This is a genomic window from Brumimicrobium oceani, assembly GCF_003143775.1.
In the GTDB taxonomy this organism is placed as follows: domain Bacteria; phylum Bacteroidota; class Bacteroidia; order Flavobacteriales_D; family Crocinitomicaceae; genus Brumimicrobium; species Brumimicrobium oceani.
The window spans coordinates 189,446-207,870 of record NZ_QFRJ01000001.1 but is presented as its reverse complement, the minus strand read 5'-3'; the positions used below and the strand labels follow the sequence as shown (position 1 = coordinate 207,870).

The 18,425-nt window shown below is 35.4% G+C and carries 16 protein-coding genes; 7 read left to right on the top strand and 9 right to left on the bottom strand.

All coding sequences use genetic code 11. The annotated features are described in order from the left end of the window. Positions 1 to 77 precede the first annotated feature (77 nt). Both tilS and pabB read right to left on the bottom strand, forming a co-directional pair. Entirely contained in the window at positions 78 to 1,268 is a 1,191-nt protein-coding gene (gene tilS, locus DIT68_RS00910) for a tRNA lysidine(34) synthetase TilS (RefSeq protein WP_109357934.1), read from the bottom strand. Then, the gene (gene pabB, locus DIT68_RS00905; RefSeq protein WP_109357933.1) at positions 1,261 to 2,460 is read right to left on the bottom strand and encodes an aminodeoxychorismate synthase component I; all 1,200 of its coding nucleotides are present in this window, start codon (positions 2,458 to 2,460) and stop codon (positions 1,261 to 1,263) included. The genes tilS and pabB overlap by 8 nt, the downstream gene beginning before the upstream one ends. A gap of 66 nt (positions 2,461 to 2,526) precedes the next feature. Here pabB and DIT68_RS00900 point away from each other — a divergent pair, with 66 nt between their 5' ends. Then, the gene (locus DIT68_RS00900; protein WP_109357932.1) at positions 2,527 to 3,459 is read left to right on the top strand and encodes an alpha/beta hydrolase; all 933 of its coding nucleotides are present in this window, start codon (positions 2,527 to 2,529) and stop codon (positions 3,457 to 3,459) included. A gap of 252 nt (positions 3,460 to 3,711) precedes the next feature. Here DIT68_RS00900 and DIT68_RS00895 read toward each other — a convergent pair whose 3' ends face one another. The 4 genes from DIT68_RS00895 to rpsO all read right to left on the bottom strand — a co-directional run bounded on the left by DIT68_RS00895 (position 3,712) and on the right by rpsO (position 8,770). Further along, the gene (locus DIT68_RS00895; RefSeq protein ID WP_158276080.1) at positions 3,712 to 4,758 is read right to left on the bottom strand and encodes a PorP/SprF family type IX secretion system membrane protein; all 1,047 of its coding nucleotides are present in this window, start codon (positions 4,756 to 4,758) and stop codon (positions 3,712 to 3,714) included. A 156-nt stretch (positions 4,759 to 4,914) separates the two neighbouring features. Further along, positions 4,915 to 5,904 carry a RhuM family protein gene (gene rhuM, locus DIT68_RS00890; RefSeq protein ID WP_109357930.1) on the bottom strand — a complete coding sequence of 330 codons (990 nt, stop codon included), beginning with the start codon at positions 5,902 to 5,904 and terminating at the stop codon, positions 4,915 to 4,917. Between the two features lie 192 nt (positions 5,905 to 6,096). Further along, positions 6,097 to 8,232 (bottom strand): polyribonucleotide nucleotidyltransferase, encoded by a 2,136-nt coding sequence (locus DIT68_RS00885; protein ID WP_109357929.1) that lies wholly within the window; start codon positions 8,230 to 8,232, stop codon positions 6,097 to 6,099. 268 nt (positions 8,233 to 8,500) lie between these two features. After that, positions 8,501 to 8,770 carry a 30S ribosomal protein S15 gene (gene rpsO / locus DIT68_RS00880; protein ID WP_109357928.1) on the bottom strand — a complete coding sequence of 90 codons (270 nt, stop codon included), beginning with the start codon at positions 8,768 to 8,770 and terminating at the stop codon, positions 8,501 to 8,503. 333 nt (positions 8,771 to 9,103) lie between these two features. Here rpsO and DIT68_RS00875 point away from each other — a divergent pair, with 333 nt between their 5' ends. Further along, a complete protein-coding gene (locus DIT68_RS00875; RefSeq protein WP_109357927.1) occupies positions 9,104 to 10,393 on the top strand; it encodes a T9SS type A sorting domain-containing protein in 1,290 nt (429 codons plus the stop codon). Positions 10,394 to 10,471: 78 nt separating this feature from the next. Here the strand turns inward: DIT68_RS00875 and DIT68_RS00870 are convergent, their stop codons facing one another. Together DIT68_RS00870 and DIT68_RS00865 are read right to left on the bottom strand one after the other, a co-directional pair. Beyond that, positions 10,472 to 11,749: a PKD domain-containing protein gene (locus DIT68_RS00870; protein ID WP_109357926.1), complete on the bottom strand. Its 1,278-nt coding sequence runs from the start codon at positions 11,747 to 11,749 to the stop codon at positions 10,472 to 10,474. Then, on the bottom strand, positions 11,739 to 12,311 hold the full coding sequence (locus tag DIT68_RS00865) for an RNA polymerase sigma factor (protein ID WP_109357925.1): 573 nt from the start codon (positions 12,309 to 12,311) through the stop codon (positions 11,739 to 11,741). The genes DIT68_RS00870 and DIT68_RS00865 overlap by 11 nt, the downstream gene beginning before the upstream one ends. A 253-nt stretch (positions 12,312 to 12,564) precedes the next feature. Here DIT68_RS00865 and mdh point away from each other — a divergent pair, with 253 nt between their 5' ends. Next, positions 12,565 to 13,491, top strand: coding sequence for a malate dehydrogenase (gene mdh, locus DIT68_RS00860; protein ID WP_109357924.1), 927 nt, complete (start codon positions 12,565 to 12,567; stop codon positions 13,489 to 13,491). A gap of 503 nt (positions 13,492 to 13,994) precedes the next feature. Next, positions 13,995 to 14,705 (top strand): hypothetical protein, encoded by a 711-nt coding sequence (locus DIT68_RS00850; protein ID WP_109357922.1) that lies wholly within the window; start codon positions 13,995 to 13,997, stop codon positions 14,703 to 14,705. 42 nt (positions 14,706 to 14,747) lie between these two features. Here DIT68_RS00850 and DIT68_RS00845 read toward each other — a convergent pair whose 3' ends face one another. Next, on the bottom strand, positions 14,748 to 15,230 hold the full coding sequence (locus tag DIT68_RS00845) for a SixA phosphatase family protein (RefSeq protein ID WP_109357921.1): 483 nt from the start codon (positions 15,228 to 15,230) through the stop codon (positions 14,748 to 14,750). A gap of 123 nt (positions 15,231 to 15,353) precedes the next feature. On the opposite strand from DIT68_RS00845, the gene DIT68_RS00840 reads away from it, so the two are divergent. From DIT68_RS00840 to DIT68_RS00830, 3 genes are all read left to right on the top strand, one after another. Next, positions 15,354 to 15,968, top strand: a complete 615-nt coding sequence (locus tag DIT68_RS00840) for an RNA polymerase sigma factor (RefSeq protein WP_146194081.1) — start codon at positions 15,354 to 15,356, stop codon at positions 15,966 to 15,968. Beyond that, complete coding sequence (locus DIT68_RS00835) at positions 15,965 to 17,221, top strand: hypothetical protein (protein WP_109357919.1); 1,257 nt, start codon at positions 15,965 to 15,967, stop codon at positions 17,219 to 17,221. Before DIT68_RS00840 ends, DIT68_RS00835 begins: the two co-directional genes overlap by 4 nt. Before the next feature lie 127 nt (positions 17,222 to 17,348). Beyond that, positions 17,349 to 18,425, top strand: coding sequence for a T9SS type A sorting domain-containing protein (locus tag DIT68_RS00830; RefSeq protein WP_109357918.1), 1,077 nt, complete (start codon positions 17,349 to 17,351; stop codon positions 18,423 to 18,425).

Genomic DNA, 18,425 nt, shown 5'->3' with positions numbered 1-18,425 from the left:
CAGCCTAAACTACTAAAAAAATTATAACCATGTTCAATGCAAATTGATTATACTCGAAAACAAAGGGCTAAAGCAAGTTAAATTTCAGACAATTGAATATGCTTAACATTCTTTGTTTCTGAATCTATCCTTACTGTTTCACTGACACCGAAACCAAATACTCCAATTACTTCATTATTTTCATTGACCAAAACTTGAATTTTGGCTTTTTGATGCGCTGCCACTTTTCGGTCTCTTAAAAATTTGCCCACACTCTTTTCTCCCTTCATTCCAAGCGGTTGAAAACGATCTCCCGATTTCCAATTTCTAAAAGAAAGTCCTCCTTTCAACTTGAACGCATCCAAAAACAAATCTTTTTGATTTAGTTCTACTTCATCAATTGGAAGAACGGAGCTATTTAACTCAAATTGAGATTTTATTTCGTTTTGAGCAACAAAAACCAATTCATTTCCCTCATTCCAAAGCTTCATTTGAGTATTGCCTATAAACTTTCCTTTTTCGGCAATTATAAGCTTGTCAATTTCAGAAGTAGAATATTCCCCCATATTTTGCTCAACTAAAACATGTTGTTTTTCCCATATTGTTAAGCGAATCCAATCAGAAATTAAGATAGAATTGGGAATGGGTAAAGTTTTCAGAAATTCAAAAATCTGCTGGAAATTGTTCACTAAGGGAACCACACTTTCCATTGGAAAAGCTTTAGAATTTAACAAAGGTAATATTTCATTTCTGTACCAATTGCGCGTATAATCGTTGGATGCGTTACTAATATCTTCTCGCCAGTGCCAAGCTTGTTTATTCGCCAATTCAATGAGGTCTGCTTTCGAATATTTTAAGATAGGCCTCAAATAGCCCTTTCTATAAACAGGCATTCCAGCTAAACTTCTCACTTTTCCACCTCTTCTTAATTGCAAGAAAAAAGTTTCCACTTGATCATCATAGTGATGACCCAGAAGAATAATTCCTCCCTCCTTTTCAATAACTTCATCAAACCAATTGTACCTCAATTCTCGTGCGGCCAACTGCGTATTGATTTTTTGCTTTTTACCGTACTTTTTGGTGTCAAACACCTTCACACGGATAGGAAGCTCAAGTTTTTCTGCTAATTCTCTCACAAAAGCTTCATCACCTTGAGATGATTCATCACGCAATTGGAAGTTACAATGCAAAATACCGACGTCCTTTTTCTCTTCATGCATTAAATACAAAAGTACCACAGAGTCAACTCCTCCGCTGCAAGCTACCCAATATTTCGGAGCTTTAGTCATTTGAAAACAAAACTTCTTTTAATGCTTTAACTTTAATCATACATTCTTCATATTCTGCTTCTGGCGTAGACTTTAAAGTGATTGCTCCGCCCACAGGACAGCTAATGGAATTACTTTCTTCGTTGTATAAAATACTTCGAATAATGACATTGAAGTCAAAATCTCCGTTGGGTTTGAAATAGCCCACACTTCCCGAATACAAACCTCTTTTGAAAGTTTCATGCTCCTCTATTAATTGCATTGCACTAATTTTAGGTGCACCTGTCATACTTCCCATAGGAAACAATGCTTTAAGAATTTCCAGAATAGATACTTTTTCATCAATGGTAGCGGAAACTGTAGAAATTAACTGATGAACAGTTTCAAATGTATAAACGCCAAACAGTTCATCGACATGAACTGAGTTTCTCTCCGCAATTCGAGACAAATCATTTCTTACTAAGTCTACAATCATTACATTTTCAGCTCGCTCTTTTTCACTGGCTAGTAATTCTGTTTTTAATTGTAAATCTTGTTCTTGAGTTGCGCCACGTTTGGCTGTTCCTTTTATAGGTTGTGTAATCAATCTATTTCCTTCTCTTTTTAGAAAGCGCTCTGGACTTGCAGAAAGTAAATATTTCCCATCCCATTCCACAAAACACGAAAAAGAAGCTTTAGTCGCTCGATTTAATGCAAAATAGGTCGACAATGGTTCGATTTCACTATTTTCAGCATAAAACTCTTGACAAAAAGTGACTTCGTAAATGTTACCATATTGAATTTCTTCTTGGAGTTTTTCTATTTTAGAAATGTAATCCTTCTTACTTAATCCTGGAATCAGTACTACCTTGTTATGAACTTGAGCTTCTTTCTGTTTTAAAAAATTTGAAATGAATTGTTTGGCTATTTCATCCTCTTCTCCTTTCAAAAATGTTTGTTTTCCGTCCTTATCCCATTCAACAACATAGCGTGGAACAAAAAAACCAACACTTGGAAATCCAATACGATCTGGATTTAAGGAACTCAAATTTTCAATCTCATTTTTAAGGTCATAGGTCAGAAAACCAAAGCGGTAATCTTGTTTAAATTTCTCTAAAAACACCGCTGCTTTTTCTAAGCAATTCGAGGTCTCACAAACTACCATTTCAATAGCATCAAATGCTAAAATGGACTGATTAAAATTATTAGAAAAATAGGTGAAAATGTTTTTCATCAAAAATAAATTCCTTAATATTACACGATGTCGTTCAAAAATAAGCGCTAAAATAATAATTATACCATGAAGCAATTGAATTGTCTAGTACTTGTTGTGCTCTTTATTTCAATCAGCACAAATAGTTGGACACAAACTGAAAAAAAAGTTAAAGTAAAAACAGAATATGGAAATCTCTACGGAAGTCTAATTCACAGCGGAAGTAAAAAGAACAGTCCTGTAGTTTTAATTATTCCTGGTTCAGGGCCAACGGATAGAAATGGGAATAGTCAGATTTCTCAAACCAATAGCTACAAGTTACTCGCGGAAGGACTTGCAGAAAAAGGAATTTCCAGTTTACGCTACGACAAACTTCTTGTAGGGGAAAGTAAAGGAAAAATTTCTGAAGAAGATTTACTTTTCGAACACAATGTAGATTTCGCTACTGCATGGCTTAATTTTTTAACAACAAAAGGTTACCAAAACATTGTCGTATTGGGTCATTCTGAAGGCTCTTTGATTGGTATTTTAGCTGCTCAGAAAAATGTTATTGCAAAATTTATTTCACTGGCAGGTACGGGAAGATCAATAGACGAAGTTTTAACAGATCAGCTTTCTGGCCAATCTCACCCCCTTCAGCCAGAGATAAAAAGATTGTTTAAACAGTTAAAACAAGGTAAAAAAGTGGAAAAAGTTTCTCCAGAATTAGCCGGTTTATTTCGCCCAAGTGTTCAGCCCTATTTGATTTCATGGATGAAATATTCGCCTAAAGTTGAAATTGGTGTTTTGGATATTCCAATACTAATCATTCATGGAAGCACAGATATTCAGGTTTCTGAAAGAGATGCACACATGCAGCAAGGAGGAAACGCGCAAGCTGAGTTGGTGATCATAGAAGGAATGAATCATATTTTGAAAGTAGCTCCTGAGGATTTAGAAGAGAATACAAAAACATATTACAATCCAAAATTACCGCTTCACCCAGAGTTAATTCCAGCCATTGTGAAATTCATTGAATAAGTCTGCAATAGAGCGTTGGAATAGACAAAACTCACTACTTACCGGACAATGTGCCAGGAAATTTATGGATTTATTTGAATTGTATTAAATGCTTATCGGGAACTTTACCAGCTATTTAATATGCTACAATAAAAAGTACGCTCTTTAACTAGACCAAATCCTTCCAGAGTTAAAAATTAAGATTTTCAGCTCTGGTCAGAATGACAGTTGTGGACATTGGGAGGCAAGTGAGAGGGGAAAAGTCTTTGTAAGTTATCTAATGCGTCTTTGCAAACTTTCATCGAAGTAATATCTGAACATAAACTCCACTCCACCTCTTCCTTTGCTGGCTTGAGTAAGGGATGAAATATTGATATCGTAAGCGATTCCAACGGCGTAACTGCTAAAATCTAAAAGTAATTTATTTACGAAAGCATCACCAAAGCGGTAGAACGCGCCGTAGCCCAGAGAGAAATCATTTCTCATATTTGTTTTATTCGTGGATTCAATAAAATAGTATTTGACATACGCACCAAATAAGATTTCTTGATGACTTCCCTGTCGCTGGTAATAAACTGCGGGTAACAGTGTAAAGGAAGCGTTATCAAGTCTAAACTCCGTTTCTACAAAAGCACTATAACGGATGAAAAGATCATCATTTCCACCTTGAATAAATGAATAACTAGGACGGGTTAAGTGATAAGCGGCTAAACCTGCGGTAAACATAAATCCATTGGCATTAAAAGTTCCTTTGCGCAATGAGTTATGCTTAAAAACGATTCCAGTTCCTACATCCACATAGCCAGTATTTCTACTTCCAAAATTCTCACCACTCGAAATGGATTGATCGAAATCATTCCCATCGTATTGGCTTGCAAAATATCCTTTGACCTGACCTAAACCACGTTGCGCATATCCAATCTGTACGCCTAAGCCTAAAGTACTGTTTCGATTTAATCTTAAATGATAAGCAATGTTGAAATTCACATTGGAGCTAGTCATTTTTAAATCACCAGCAAGGTCATGATAAAAATTTAGACCTCCAGCGAGAAACCCTTTTCTATTGGAAGGGCTATTCAAATTGGCATCAAAGGAAGCACCAAGAGTGGTGTAAGGAGATGCTACACTATTCCACTGCGTTCTGTAGATTGCTATTGCATTGTACTTTCCACTTAATCCAGCCAATGAAGGATTTACATTCATTGGTGTAAATTTCATCTGAGAAAAATGAAAATCTTGTGCAGAGATTTGGAAAGTGAAAATACCAGCAATAAGAATGCTGAAATATTTATGGTAGTGATATAGAAGTCTTCTTTTCAAAGTGTGGTAAATATAATTAAAATTTACTTCTAATATCAAAACGAAACCTAAAGTGAAGAGCTTGGATTTTATGAATATAATTGATTGTTTTAAGTGGCCCTAATTATTTTCAAGTTAAAACCAAGCGAAGAACTATAAGCGTATTCTCATAATGATTTAGCTTTTACGTTTTTGTAGTTTATTTATGTCATCCACTAATTCTTTTAAACTCAATTCTTTTTCAATAACTTTTTGTTTTTCTTTAAACTTTTCATATTCAAGTCCTGACTTGTCTACAGCCATTTTATGAGAAATTTTGCCAGCATGTGTTAGTAATTCTCGACCATTAAGCTGTAAAATACTATCTAAACGGTTCGCCCAATCTTTCATATACATTGGAATTTCTTGTTGTGCCATAGTTTCCGCAAAAGCCAAATACTGCTCTACCAATAGGCCTAAAAGCTTCATTTCATCTTCATTGAGGTAGTTTTTAGCAATACTAATTTCTGCTTTTCTAATTGAGGATTTATCTTTTTTATCATAAGAAAACATACCTAGAAGCGGAAGATCAGCATCTGCACGTTCAAAAACTATCTCTGCCGCGGTCTGTTTACTAATTGCCCAAAGCAATTTGTTTTGAACTATTTTAAAGAATTCAATTGTCTTTGAAGACTTAGGGTCATAATCTATACTAGTTGTATAAATATCTTTAATTTTCTGATAGAAAAACTTTTCCGAAATCCGTATTTCACGAATACGGTCTTGCAACTCATTAAAGTAATTCATGGACTGGCCCGATTTAAATCGGTCATCATTTAAAGCAAAACCTTTAATAATATATTCTTTTAATCGCTGAGTAGCCCAAATACGAAACTGAGTTCCTTGTAGAGATCTCACTCTGTAGCCAACGGAGATAATAACGTCCAGATTGTAGTAATGTAAAGGCTTCTGTTGAAATTCGGAATTTCCGAATTTCTGCAAAGTATCTTCTTTTATTAACTCGCCTTCTTCATAGATGTTTTTAATATGCTCATTTATTGTTGACTTCGCTTTACCAAACAAATTCGCCATTTGCGCTTGGGTTAACCAAACTGTGTCATTTTCTAGATGAACATCTATTTTGACATTACCCTCTTGGTTTTGATAGATAAGAATTTCACTATTCATAATTTCAATTTTTTAGGTGTTGAAAAATTATTAACTGATTGATTTCTTAACTAAGATAGTAAAACAATCACTTTAAATGATTAAAATACAATTATTTTTTTGATTACATTATAAGAATTTTGATTCTATAGAACCAAAAAAACCGCCCCAATTACTTGAGACGGTTTATATTTTAAAATTAGATCTTAAAGATTAATCTTTTTTCTCTTCTTTTTCTAAAAGAACTTTTCTTGAAAGTTTCCATTTCTTAGATTTTGGATCACGACCAACTACTTTAAATTTCAGCAAATCACCTTCTTTGGCAACATCTTCCATTTTAGCAATACGCTCGTTAGCAAACTCGGAAACGTGAATTAATCCGTCAACTCCTGGTAATATCTCAACGAATACACCATAAGCTTGAACAGACTTTACTTTACCTTCATAAGTTGCACCTTCTTCAACAGTTGGAGGGAATGCAATTGAACGAATAGATTTCGTTGCAGCTTCCATTGGCTCTGCTCCTTCTGCTAAAATTTGTACTATTCCTTCTCCAGTGTTTTCATCCTCTTCAATCATTACAGTTGCTCCTGTATCTTTTTGAATTTGTTGAATGATTTTTCCACCAGGTCCGATAATTGCTCCAATCGCTTCGTTAGGAACGCGAATCGTTTCAACTCTTGGTGCAGATGGCTTAAGGTCAGCATTTGGTTCAGAAATTGTTTTTAAGATTTCTCCTAAAATGTGCATTCTTCCCGCTTTCGCTTGCTCTAAAGCTTCTGTCAATACTTCATAAGGCAATCCGTCTACTTTAATGTCCATTTGACAAGCAGTAATTCCTTTTGCAGTACCTGTAATTTTGAAATCCATGTCTCCTAAGTGATCTTCATCTCCTAAGATATCAGACAATACAGCGTATTTTCCTTCTTTGTTCATGATTAATCCCATCGCGATTCCAGAAACTGGAGCTTTAATTGGAATACCACCATCCATCAATGCAAGTGTACCTGCACAAACAGTAGCCATAGATGAAGAACCGTTAGATTCTAAAATCTCTGAAACTAAACGAATTGTATAAGGATTATCTTCTGGCAAAACGTATTTCAACGCACGCAATGCCAAGTTTCCATGACCAATCTCACGACGAGAAGTTCCTCTAATTGGGTAAGCTTCTCCCGTACTAAATGGTGGGAAGTTATAGTGCAACATGAACTTTTCAGTACCTTGTTTCGTTGCAGCATCAATCATTTGCTCTTGCATTTTACCACCCAAAGTAAGTGTTGTCAATGATTGAGTTTCACCACGTGTAAACACAGCAGAACCGTGTACCATTGGCAAATAGTTTACTTCACTCCAAATTGGACGAATTTCATCAAACTTTCTTCCGTCTAAACGAATACGCTCATTCAAGATTACATCACGAACAGCTTCTTTCATTGTTTTAGAATAGTAAGTACCCACTAATTTTCCGTACTCTTCTAATTCCTCTTCAGTAAATAAAGCTTTCACTTCTTCTTTGATTGCTTTGAATCCTTCAGAACGCTTGTTTTTATCAGCAGAACCTTGACGCGCTACTTCCTGACACTTCGCATAAGCAAAGTCATGAATTTTTTGCTCTAAATCTGCATTACTGTCTTCGTGATTGTATTCTCTTTTTGGAGAAGAAGCAGGAACTTCAGCAGCCAAATCTAATTGGAACTGACATTGTTCTTTAATTGCTTCATGTGCTATTTTAATTGCTTCGATCAATTCAGATTCTTGCGCTTCGTGCATTTCACCCTCGATCATTACAACGTCTTTCATTGTACCTGCAATCATTAACTCCATATCTGCTTTTTCAAGTTCAGACTTTAATGGGTTAATAATAAATTCACCGTCAACACGCGCAACACGCACTTCGGACATTGGTCCATTAAATGGAATGTCAGAAACAGCCAATGCAGCAGATGCAGCAAATCCAGCCAATGTATCAGGCATGTGCTCACCATCGTAAGCCATCATCTGAATCATTACTTGTGTTTCCGCATGGTAATCATCTGGAAACAAAGGACGTAATGCTCTGTCGACTAATCTCATAATTAAAACCTCCATATCTGATGGACGAGCCTCACGACGCAAGAACCCACCTGGGATACGTCCAGCACCCGCAAATTTCTCACGGTAGTCAACAGTTAATGGAAGAAAATCGATTCCTTCTTTAGCTTCTTTTGAAGACACAGCAGTAGCTAATAACACTGTGTTGCCCATTTGTAACACTACTGAACCGTCGGCTTGTTTTGCAAGCTTTCCAGTCTCTACGGAGATATCTTTACCTCCTATAGTGATGGACTTTTTTATTCCTATATTCATATTTATTTATTTACACATTATTTTTTATAATAAGTCCTCAAATCCTGCGTTATGCTTGCTTTTTAATGCAGTCATTGATAAAAATAAACTCCTGCATTAAAAATCTTCGCATGCCTTGTCTTTAAAGACTTCTTATCAAAAATTAAAAAACTTAATTTCTTAATTTTAGATTAAAGAATTTAGTTTCCTAACTTTCAATTTAGCAAAAAAGGGGAACTTCGATTAAACTCGATTGCTCCCCTTTTTATTTGAAAATGTTGATCAAAAATTATCTTCTCAATCCTAATTCTTTCACTATCGCACGGTAACGCATGATGTCTTTTTTCTTCAAGTAATCCAAAAGACTTCTTCTTTTACCAACCAACAATTGAAGTGCTCTTTGTGTAGCGTAATCTTTACGATTATTCTTCAAGTGACCAGTCAAGTGGCTGATACGGTAAGTGAATAAAGCGATCTGCCCTTCTGCAGAACCAGTGTCTTTTTCAGACTTCCCGTGCTTTTTAAAAATTTCTTCTTTCTTTTCAGTTGCTAAATACATTCCAATATTATTTAATGATTTTTATGTACGTGTTACTTTAAACACAGCCGCAAAGATAGTAGTTTTATTTTGTTATGCTATTTATTACTAGAATATTTTCTTGAATAAATGGTCAAGACTATCAGCACCTTAAGTTAGCATGCTGTTTGTGTAGTGAAAGACCTAAAACATTGATGAAGAAGGTTAGACAATCCACTATTCCATCAAAACTTCAACCCAATAAAACCGTTCAAACAAATTAAAAATTAACTTTTTGTAGTACATTTAAGCCAAACACCAGTTGTTAACTTGTCCAAAACAAGTTGGTGTAGTACTCATTTTAAAAACATAAATATGAAAAAAATCTACTTATTAGGAGCCGCAATCGCTGCCCTCTTCTCTGTTCAAGCGCAGGACTGCACGAATGGACGTTATGAAAATGAAATTTTTACCAATTTCGATTTAACCGCCGATATTCAATATGGCGCAAACCTCAACTTCGATGGAACAAATCAGGATTTATTTTTAGACATCTATCGACCAACGGGTGACACGGATAATTCTAGACCACTCATTATTTTTATTCATGGGGGCTCATTTGTTTTGGGTTCTAAGACAGGAATTGATGTTGTGCCATTGGCTGAGATGTACGCCAAGAAAGGCTACGTAACCTCTTCCATTAGCTATAGACTTGGAATGAAAGACCTTTTCACGGCGTCTGGACCTGGTGAGTCGGGATCTTCTGAGGCAGTGATGCGGGCAACTCAAGATGCGAGGGCTGCCGTCCGATTCTTTAAAAAATCTGTCGCTGTTGATAATAATCCTTACGGAATTGATACCACCAATATTTTTTTAGTGGGAAGTTCCGCAGGTGGCTTTGTGGCTTTGCATTTAAGTTATTTGGACCAAACTTCTGAAATTCCATCTTACATTAACATGACTGACCCTTCATTATCAGGCGGACTGGAAGGGAATTCTGGAAATCCAGGCTATACCTCCGATGTGAAAGCTGTGGTGAGTCTCGCAGGTGCGCTGGGTGACACCTCTTGCATGAACAACAATACAACTCCGGTTTTAAGCCTTCACGGAGACACAGATGACACCGTTCCTTTTGGAACAGACATGATTTCTGTTGCCATCTTTGATTTATTGGTTGTAGATGGTAGCGAAACCGTTCACAAGAAAGCTGAAAGTTTAGGAATTAAAAACTGTTTTAAAGCTGAATATGGTGCTGGACATGTTCCTCATCAAACCAGTTCCGCTTACTTAGACACTACAGAACAATACATCACTCAATTTTTGCTAAGCGAAGTTTGTGGAGAGCCTGAGTATTGTATCTGCAACACACCAGCCGATCCAATTCCTTGTCACCCACTAAACGGTCCAGCGGGTATTGAAATTGAACAAATGGAAGAATTACTTTTAATGTATCCTAATCCAGCTCAAAATGAAATAGCAGTTTCTTTGGAAGGATTTATAATTAAGAATATTACATTACTCGATATAAACGGAAGAAAGGTGCTAAAGCAACAGGTAAATGAATCTTTTGCTAACATCAATATCAGTTCATTAAACCTAGGTGTTTACTTTATAAAAATTGAAACCGAAAAAGGTATGTTGACTAAGAAATTAATCGTGGAATAATGGTTTGGGGGGGTTGTGTAGAGGCGGTTTGTGTAAGGGTGGTTTGCAAACCGCCCCTACGCAAACCGCCCCTACGCTTTAATTATGAACAACCGTTCCAGCGTAAATTGGTCTTTCGTTTGGTACGGGATTAAAAATCTGAACCTTCCATATATAAGTCTTGTTACTCGGCGTCATTTTACCTGTCCTTTGGTCTGTTCCGTCCCAAGCGTTCTCGGCATCTGTGGAAGTAAATAAGACTCCGTTATCAACCGGATCTACAATCGTCATTTGGAAACGAACATCTCTTTCTTTCAATGAATACGGCATAAATGTTCTATTTCTAAAGTCTGCTCCATTCGGTTTAAAAGCATCCATAGCCATCAAGTTGTATTTCTCCCTAATGCGTATCGTTTTAGAAGTAAAAGCATTACAGCCGTTAGCGTCAGTTACTTTTAACGCAACACTGTAGTCTCCTTTGTCAAAAAAGCTATGTTTAACGATGGCTCCGGGCTTAGCTATCTCTCCATCAAACTCCCATTGATAAGATTTGTAATCACCAAAAGCCTCTACAATAACAACTGGCAGACCTTTTTCAAAAATATTCGCTTCGAATGTGAAATCTGGATTTACCGCTTCATGGACTTTGATGTATTTCGACTCAATTAATTCGTTTTTGTCATTCACAAAATCAATTTGAACAGACTCTGTTGGTGCAAAAACATGTGTTTTATTTGGTTGCAAAACAACCCAATTGCTATTGATTTCAAAACGCACTTTTTCACTTGAAGAAGGATTCATTATCTCTATGGTCTCACCAGGACATACAATTGCACTTGAAATATTTCCTGCTATGTATTGTTTTGCATCAGTACTTTCATTTCGCTTGTCAACGAGAATAGGTTCTGTTTGTTTTTGATGGTTTACATTGGCTTCTTTTTCCTCAACCACGATTGCATCGCTTTCTTTGTCTGAACTTCTAACGTTTTCCTTGAAATCAACTTCAGTCTCCTCTATATTCTCAATCGATATTACAGATTTATCCTCACCTTCATTAGATGAATCTAGGGTGATTAACTTTTTAGATTTTGGCTCTGTTTGTTGAACAGCTGTGTTATCCGATTTGATTTCTGCATTGGTATCAGTTACTTCAGATATTTCAGTTATAGTTTCCTTCTCCAATAAAAAGTATGTAGCTGTAGAAACGCCTCCAATTATCAGCAAAGCCAATAGCCATTTTAAGGCACTACCTATTGAACTTGTACTCGAGGCATTCTTATTCATTTGGGCGTTTACAGCATCCCAAGCTTTTGGATCGTACGCCACTTCATACTCTTCCAAGCTCTCCTTAAATGCTTTTTCTAAATTATCTTTCATGGTCTAAATTGACAAATTTTTCACTTAATATCTTTCTTAAATTCTGCTTTGCTTTCGCCAGGTTAGATTTCGATGTTCCTTCACTAATATTCAAAATATCAGCAATTTCTTGATGAGAATAATTTTCTATCACAAACAAATTAAAAACAGTTCTGTAGGCTGGCGACAATTCTTGAATTGCTTCCATTGCGTACTCTGCTTTAATTTTAGTAATATCATCATCTAAATCATGTTCTTGAAATGAACTTCTCCCATTAAAAATGTATTCCTCATCTGTAGAAAAGGCTTCGCGATTTCTTTTACGTACCGCATCAATAGAAGCATTTACCATAATTCTTCTTACCCACCCTTCAAATGAACCTTTAAAATCGAAGTCTGCTAGCTTATCAAAGATCTTAATAAAACTTTCCTGAACAACCTCCTGGGCCCGGTCACGATCTTTTGTGTACCGCATACAAACTCCCATCATCTTCCCATAGAAAAGCTTAAATAACTGCTCCTGGGCACTTCTTTCCTGCTCGGCACACCGTTTAATTAATTCTTTGAGTTCGTCGTTGTTCACTTCTGTTTCATTTTAAAAACGTTTAATAGTTCATGGGGTTGCCTTAATCTATAAAAGATATTCTAAATTCATTTTTTTGGATGAAAAGACAGGTCTCAAAATTACTAATTTTCTACTTTCCTTTAATCTATTGCTATAAAGGACTCTATAACAAAAGTAAGTTGAGAATAAATCCTGTTTTCCTATTCCTATTTTTGATTAATTTCTTAATTTCGTGGTCAGAATTTTCTATTTAATATAAAATAAAAATATAATGAAAGTAACAGTTGTAGGAGCAGGTGCCGTGGGAGCAAGTTGTGCAGAATATATTGCGATGAAAGATTTCGCAGCAGAAGTTTGCCTTTTAGATATTAAAGAAGGTTTTGCTGAAGGTAAAGCAATGGATTTAATGCAAACTGCATCATTGAATGGATTTGATACGCAAATTGTTGGATCTACAAATGATTATTCAAAAACGGCAAACTCAGATGTTGCAGTAATTACTTCGGGTATTCCAAGAAAACCAGGAATGACAAGAGAAGAATTGATTGGTACAAATGCAAACATCGTAAAAACTGTAGTTGAACAATTAGTAGCACATTCTCCAAACGTAATCATTATTGTGGTAAGTAACCCAATGGATACAATGACATATTTGGTACACAAAGCAACTGATATTCCTAAACACAGAATTATTGGAATGGGTGGTGCATTAGATAGCGCACGTTTCAAGTACAGATTAGCGGAAGCTTTAGAATGTCCAATTTCTGACGTAGACGGAATGGTAATCGGAGCGCACAGTGACACTGGAATGGTTCCTTTAACAAGATTAGCTTCAAGAAATGGAGTTCCTGTTACTCAATTCTTGAGCGAAGACCAATTAGCGTCTGTTGAACAAGAAACACGTGTTGGAGGTGCAACTTTAACTAAATTATTAGGTACTTCTGCTTGGTATGCTCCAGGTGCAGCAGTTTCTGGTTTAGTTCAAGCCATTGCATGCGACCAAAAGAAAATGTTCCCATGTTCTCTTTACTTAGAAGGTGAATACGGACTAAACGACATTTGTTTTGGAGTTCCTGCATTGATTGGAAGAAACGGAGTTGAAGAAATCGTAGAAATCGAATTATCAGATGACGAAAAAGCGAAGTTTAACGCAGCAGCAGATAAAGTGCGCGACACAAACGGTGCTTTGAGTTTATAAGATTCAAAATACTTTAATATTGAAATGGTTGTTGGAGAAATTCAGCAACCATTTTTTTTGGCTTCCACTACCCTATTGAATACACAGAAAATTGAGTTGATTCTTATTTGGGCGGCTCATCTGGCTTTCTACTCCAATCTTTCTTCATCTAGCATACAATTTCAACTTCCCAAAAGAGCTTCCGCTGGTCGCTTTTTGGCTACGTAAATTGTATTTGCCAGCTAAAGAAAGGATTTCCATGACAATCAAGGCCGTGGGGTGAGATGAGGATTCGGATCTAAAAATTGGCATTGTAAATTCAAATTCAAGGATAAACGCTCAAATCAAAGTCTATGCCTATTTCTCTCTTTGGAGAGAAACTAAAGGAGAGTTCATTTCAAAAACGAGAATTTATTTAGAACTACAATGATTTCAACCTCTGAAATTTAGGATATAAATTGAGTTTCTATTCAAAAATTACGTAATTAGCCAGATTTCACAGTAAGTCAATAAATAGTTTCATCATGAAAAACATCAACAACAAAAGGTTCTTTACATCTATTTCATTATTCCTTATTCTATTCGTTGGCTACATTTATTACAGCGCTCACATTAACATAATTTCTGCTGATTTACTAAAATCAAAAGAAATGAAATTTGATTACAAAGGAAATGAAATTCATATCAAAAATTTCGATTTCGATGCTCCTACACCATCAAAGAATGAATGTAAAGATTTTGAACTCTCCAACTTTTTAAAATGGAGAAATGTGGTATCGGCAGAAGCAAAAAGTTTAGTCATTAAAGAAAAACAGAATAAGAATCAGAGCATTTATTTTAAGACCCGTTCCAACACAGAACTAAGCCATTTCTATAGATTAGATGTTGCGTCACCTAAAAGCAACATTGTTGATTTGCTCATCTACACCGATCATAAAAATAGAATCAAACTGATAAAATTGAACAAACTGATTTCACAACATGAAGGAAGTGAAGAATCCATCTATTTCCATCCTAAAAGTGGGATAATTAGCTATTCGCTTTCAGCATTTGAATACAGGTCAGGCTTTTCATCCAATTTCACTGAAACAGAAAGCCATACTGCAATCGTTTGTAAAGACCAAATAATTGACAACTTCAATTTAAGCAGCATCAACAATCAGAAGATCATTCATTCAGTTTATGGAATAAAAAAGGTGTCCCAAAAAATTATCAGCGAAATATTAAAAAAGTGATGCAATAATGCATTTTCACCAACCTGTTTATAAATATGTTCTCTACTCAACAGGGAAGCATTTACTTAACTTTGCTCCGCATCCTAAACTTGTTTCAGTTAATTCATGACAATTGGGAAAGTCAATAACCAAGAATCCACTTGTTGGTAGCATAATGCGCTCATCTAACAGGTAAGATGCCAAATCAGAGATTCCCTTGTTGTGACCTATAATAAGTACATCTTCTGTAGGATGGTTTACATTCCAGATGAAATTCAGCAATTGCGTTCTTTCTGCTAAATACAAGTCATCCAAAAATTCTAGTTCTTCCACTTCGACAACTGGCGCAATAATTTGCCAAGTTTCTCTTGTTCTTTGTGCTGCAGAACAAAAAACCGTAAACTCACGATCAGAATAATCGTTTTCTAGTCTATTTTTCACACGTTCAACTTGTTTTCTCCCTAACTCAGTGAGCCCTCTATCGAAATCCTTACCTGCTTTAGATTCCTTTTCTGCATCACCGTGTCGAAGTAAATATAGTCTCATGAATTTTTTTCTTTAATTTTAAGAAATGCGAAGTTTGAAAATATAATTGGATTTCACCAACCAATTGTCCAAAATTTCCGTTTTAATCCATGAAAAGTGTTCTAATACATTATTCTTAGTAATTTGGAGAACGAAGAAAACATAAGAAGAGTCAATAACTACATGCATATCGATGTCAAACTACTCAAGGCTTGTATAAAAAACAAGCGCAAAGCCCAGGAGAAACTCTATGAGGCTTGTTATTTGTTTTTGATTCCGATATGCAAACGTTATCACAACAGCGAGACAGATGCTCGTGCTGCATATAACGTGGCTTTTATTAAAATCATCGATAATCTTCACAAATTAGATTTAGAAGAAGTTCCCTTTGCTGCTTGGGCAAAACGCGTGATGACCAACACCTTAATTGACGAATACCGTAAGAACAGAAAATACCGTGAAAAAATAAGTAAACGACACCAAGAACGAGAATTAGAATATCATTCTGAAGGTGTGGTGAACGAAGCTGAAAGTAATTTTGGAGAAGCCACAATAATGAAACTACTCGATTATTTAAAACCAGCAACCAAACGTGTTTTTATTCTATACGTAATTGAAGGATACACACACAAAGAAATTGGGGAAATTATGGAAATGTCAGACGGTACTTCAAAATGGCATTTATCCACAGCGCGAAAAGAACTTAAAGAATTACTTGAAAAACAAGAAAAAATTAAATTGCAGAATTTAGCAATATGAGTGAAGAAAATAAAAATATAGACCAATTGTTTAGTGATGCTGCTCATTCAGAGCCAGCTCCACAATACGATTCAGCTTATTGGGCAGAAATGAACAGTATGCTTAATGAAAGAGATAAAAAGAAAAGAGCATTCATTTTTTGGGCTTTAGGAGGTTCAGCGGCTTTTGCTGTTCTTTTAATTTCATTGTTTACATTAAACATGCGAACTCCTCTAGAGAAAGAACGCTATGTACAGGAAAAGCAAAATTTGGAGTTGAATAAAATGGAGAAATTTAATAATCTCACGCCATCAACTTCAGAAGATAGAGGAACTCAAAAGGAAATCAAAAATTCGGAAAATAAAGTCAATGGTCAGCAATCATTAGTAAGCAAAAACATTTCAAAGCCTGAAGATAATCCTACTTTTATTGGTGAACACCAAAATTCAATCGCGGAAAGCACCATTAACGTGGAAAAACAGAATTCAAAAACAAGTCAAACAGCTTCATTCAAAAATTGGAGTAAGGAAAATACATTTGTTGAAAAGTCCGATTTAGGAAGGAACATAAACAAGAAAGAAAGTGAATCTCTCATTACTTTGCCTATTCAGTCCGTTTACCGTATTCAGCAAATGGAGGCGAAGAAAATTACTACCTCCAATTTTGAGTTAAAAGAAAGACCAAAATATATTCTTTACACCAAAATTAGTGGTGGATTAATGGAGAATTACAAAACCAGTCGACCCTATGAATCGGGATTATTTGATTTGTCACTGAATTTGGAAATTGACATGAATCATGTTCTATTCCGCACAGGAATGGGAACACAAATTACGACTAACGCAGATTTAATCGTTTCGCAAAGGAAAGAAATCAACGACATCATCGTTGTCCAGCTTCAGAAAGATCTATCTTATCAAAACCTTGTGGATGTTTATATTCCTGTTGAACTAGGGTATCAATTAAACAACACTTCGTTTGGTGTTGGAGCACAAATTAATTATTTACTGACCACCTCAATGGACTTGAATAATTACGAAAACAAAGAATTGATAAACACCGAAAAACGCTTTGGAAATAGAGATGGATTAAATAGCTTTTCCACCCAAGGATATGTTTGGATAGAACAAAAGTTTTCACCAGTATTTTCAATGGGATTAAAAGCGGGAACCAATATTTCTGGAAGAATAAAAGATGGCGCTTATTTTAATGAATCGGCAACAACTAATCCAATTTATGGACAGTTGTCATTGAGAGTGAATTTGATAAAATAATCGATAAATTGAAATTAGAATTTTTACTTATGAACAAAAATGACTGATTTAGCTTTATAGATTAAGTGGTTCTCGATTAAAAATTATCAGAATAATTCCTTAATTTTCCAGAAACAAAAATACGCTTATGAAAATCTATATCATTTCCGCATTCACCTTCTTATCTTTTGGTCTCAAAAGTCAAATCACTATCAATGAAACTGACTTTCTTCAAAGTGGCGATTCAGTTGGAATTTCTACTTCTACGAACTTAGCAATTGATTTTTCCACGACAGGTCCAAATTCTACATGGGACTTTTCTGGTTTAACGGAAACCGAATACCTGTATGAAAAAGCAAAAAGTATGTCCTCCGCGGGATTCATTATCAACATTCAGTTTGGACCATTTGCACCGACAGAATATAGGGCATCTTATTTTCAAAATTTTGACGGATTACCCATGGAAGATCTGACAAGCTTTCTGCCTATTCAGATCAATTCTATAAATAGAATGATTAAAATAGACAACAATAAACTAAGTGTACCAGGATATAGTTTAGAAACTCAAGGTCAAGTAATTGGATTTAAAAGTGATACAATAGAAACAGCCTATGAATTTCCAATTAACTACGGAGATATTTACTCTTCCACTGGATATACCGATATCAATTTATCACCTGCTGCCGAAGCAAGAATTAAAATGAATAGAAAAAGGCAAAGTGAGGTTGATGGATACGGGCAAATCACCACTCCTGATGGAACTTACGATGCGCTAAGAATAAAACACGTTGTAAATGAGATGGATTCCATTTACATTGAACTAGGGCCTATTCAACAATGGATTCCGATCAACCGTACAAATTCTGAATACGAATGGTGGGCAAAAAACAAAAAAAGACCAGTATTAAAAGTAGAAACAGAAACCATTGCAGGAAATGAAGTGCCTACAAGAATTACTTACATTAACTCACCCCCTGTTGGTTTAGATCACAATACATTAGAAACCAAAGTTTATCCAAACCCAACAGATAAAATTCTAAATATAGAGTCTGTTGAAGTAATTGACTCTGTTAAAGTATTTTCAACAGATGGTAGACAAGTATTTGAACAGGAAACATCAGGAATGATGGTAACTTTAGATTTATCAAATTTAACTCCGGGAGTGTACACCGTACAAGCCATCTCTCAAAAAGCACAAAGTTTTAAATCAATTGTTATTAAATAA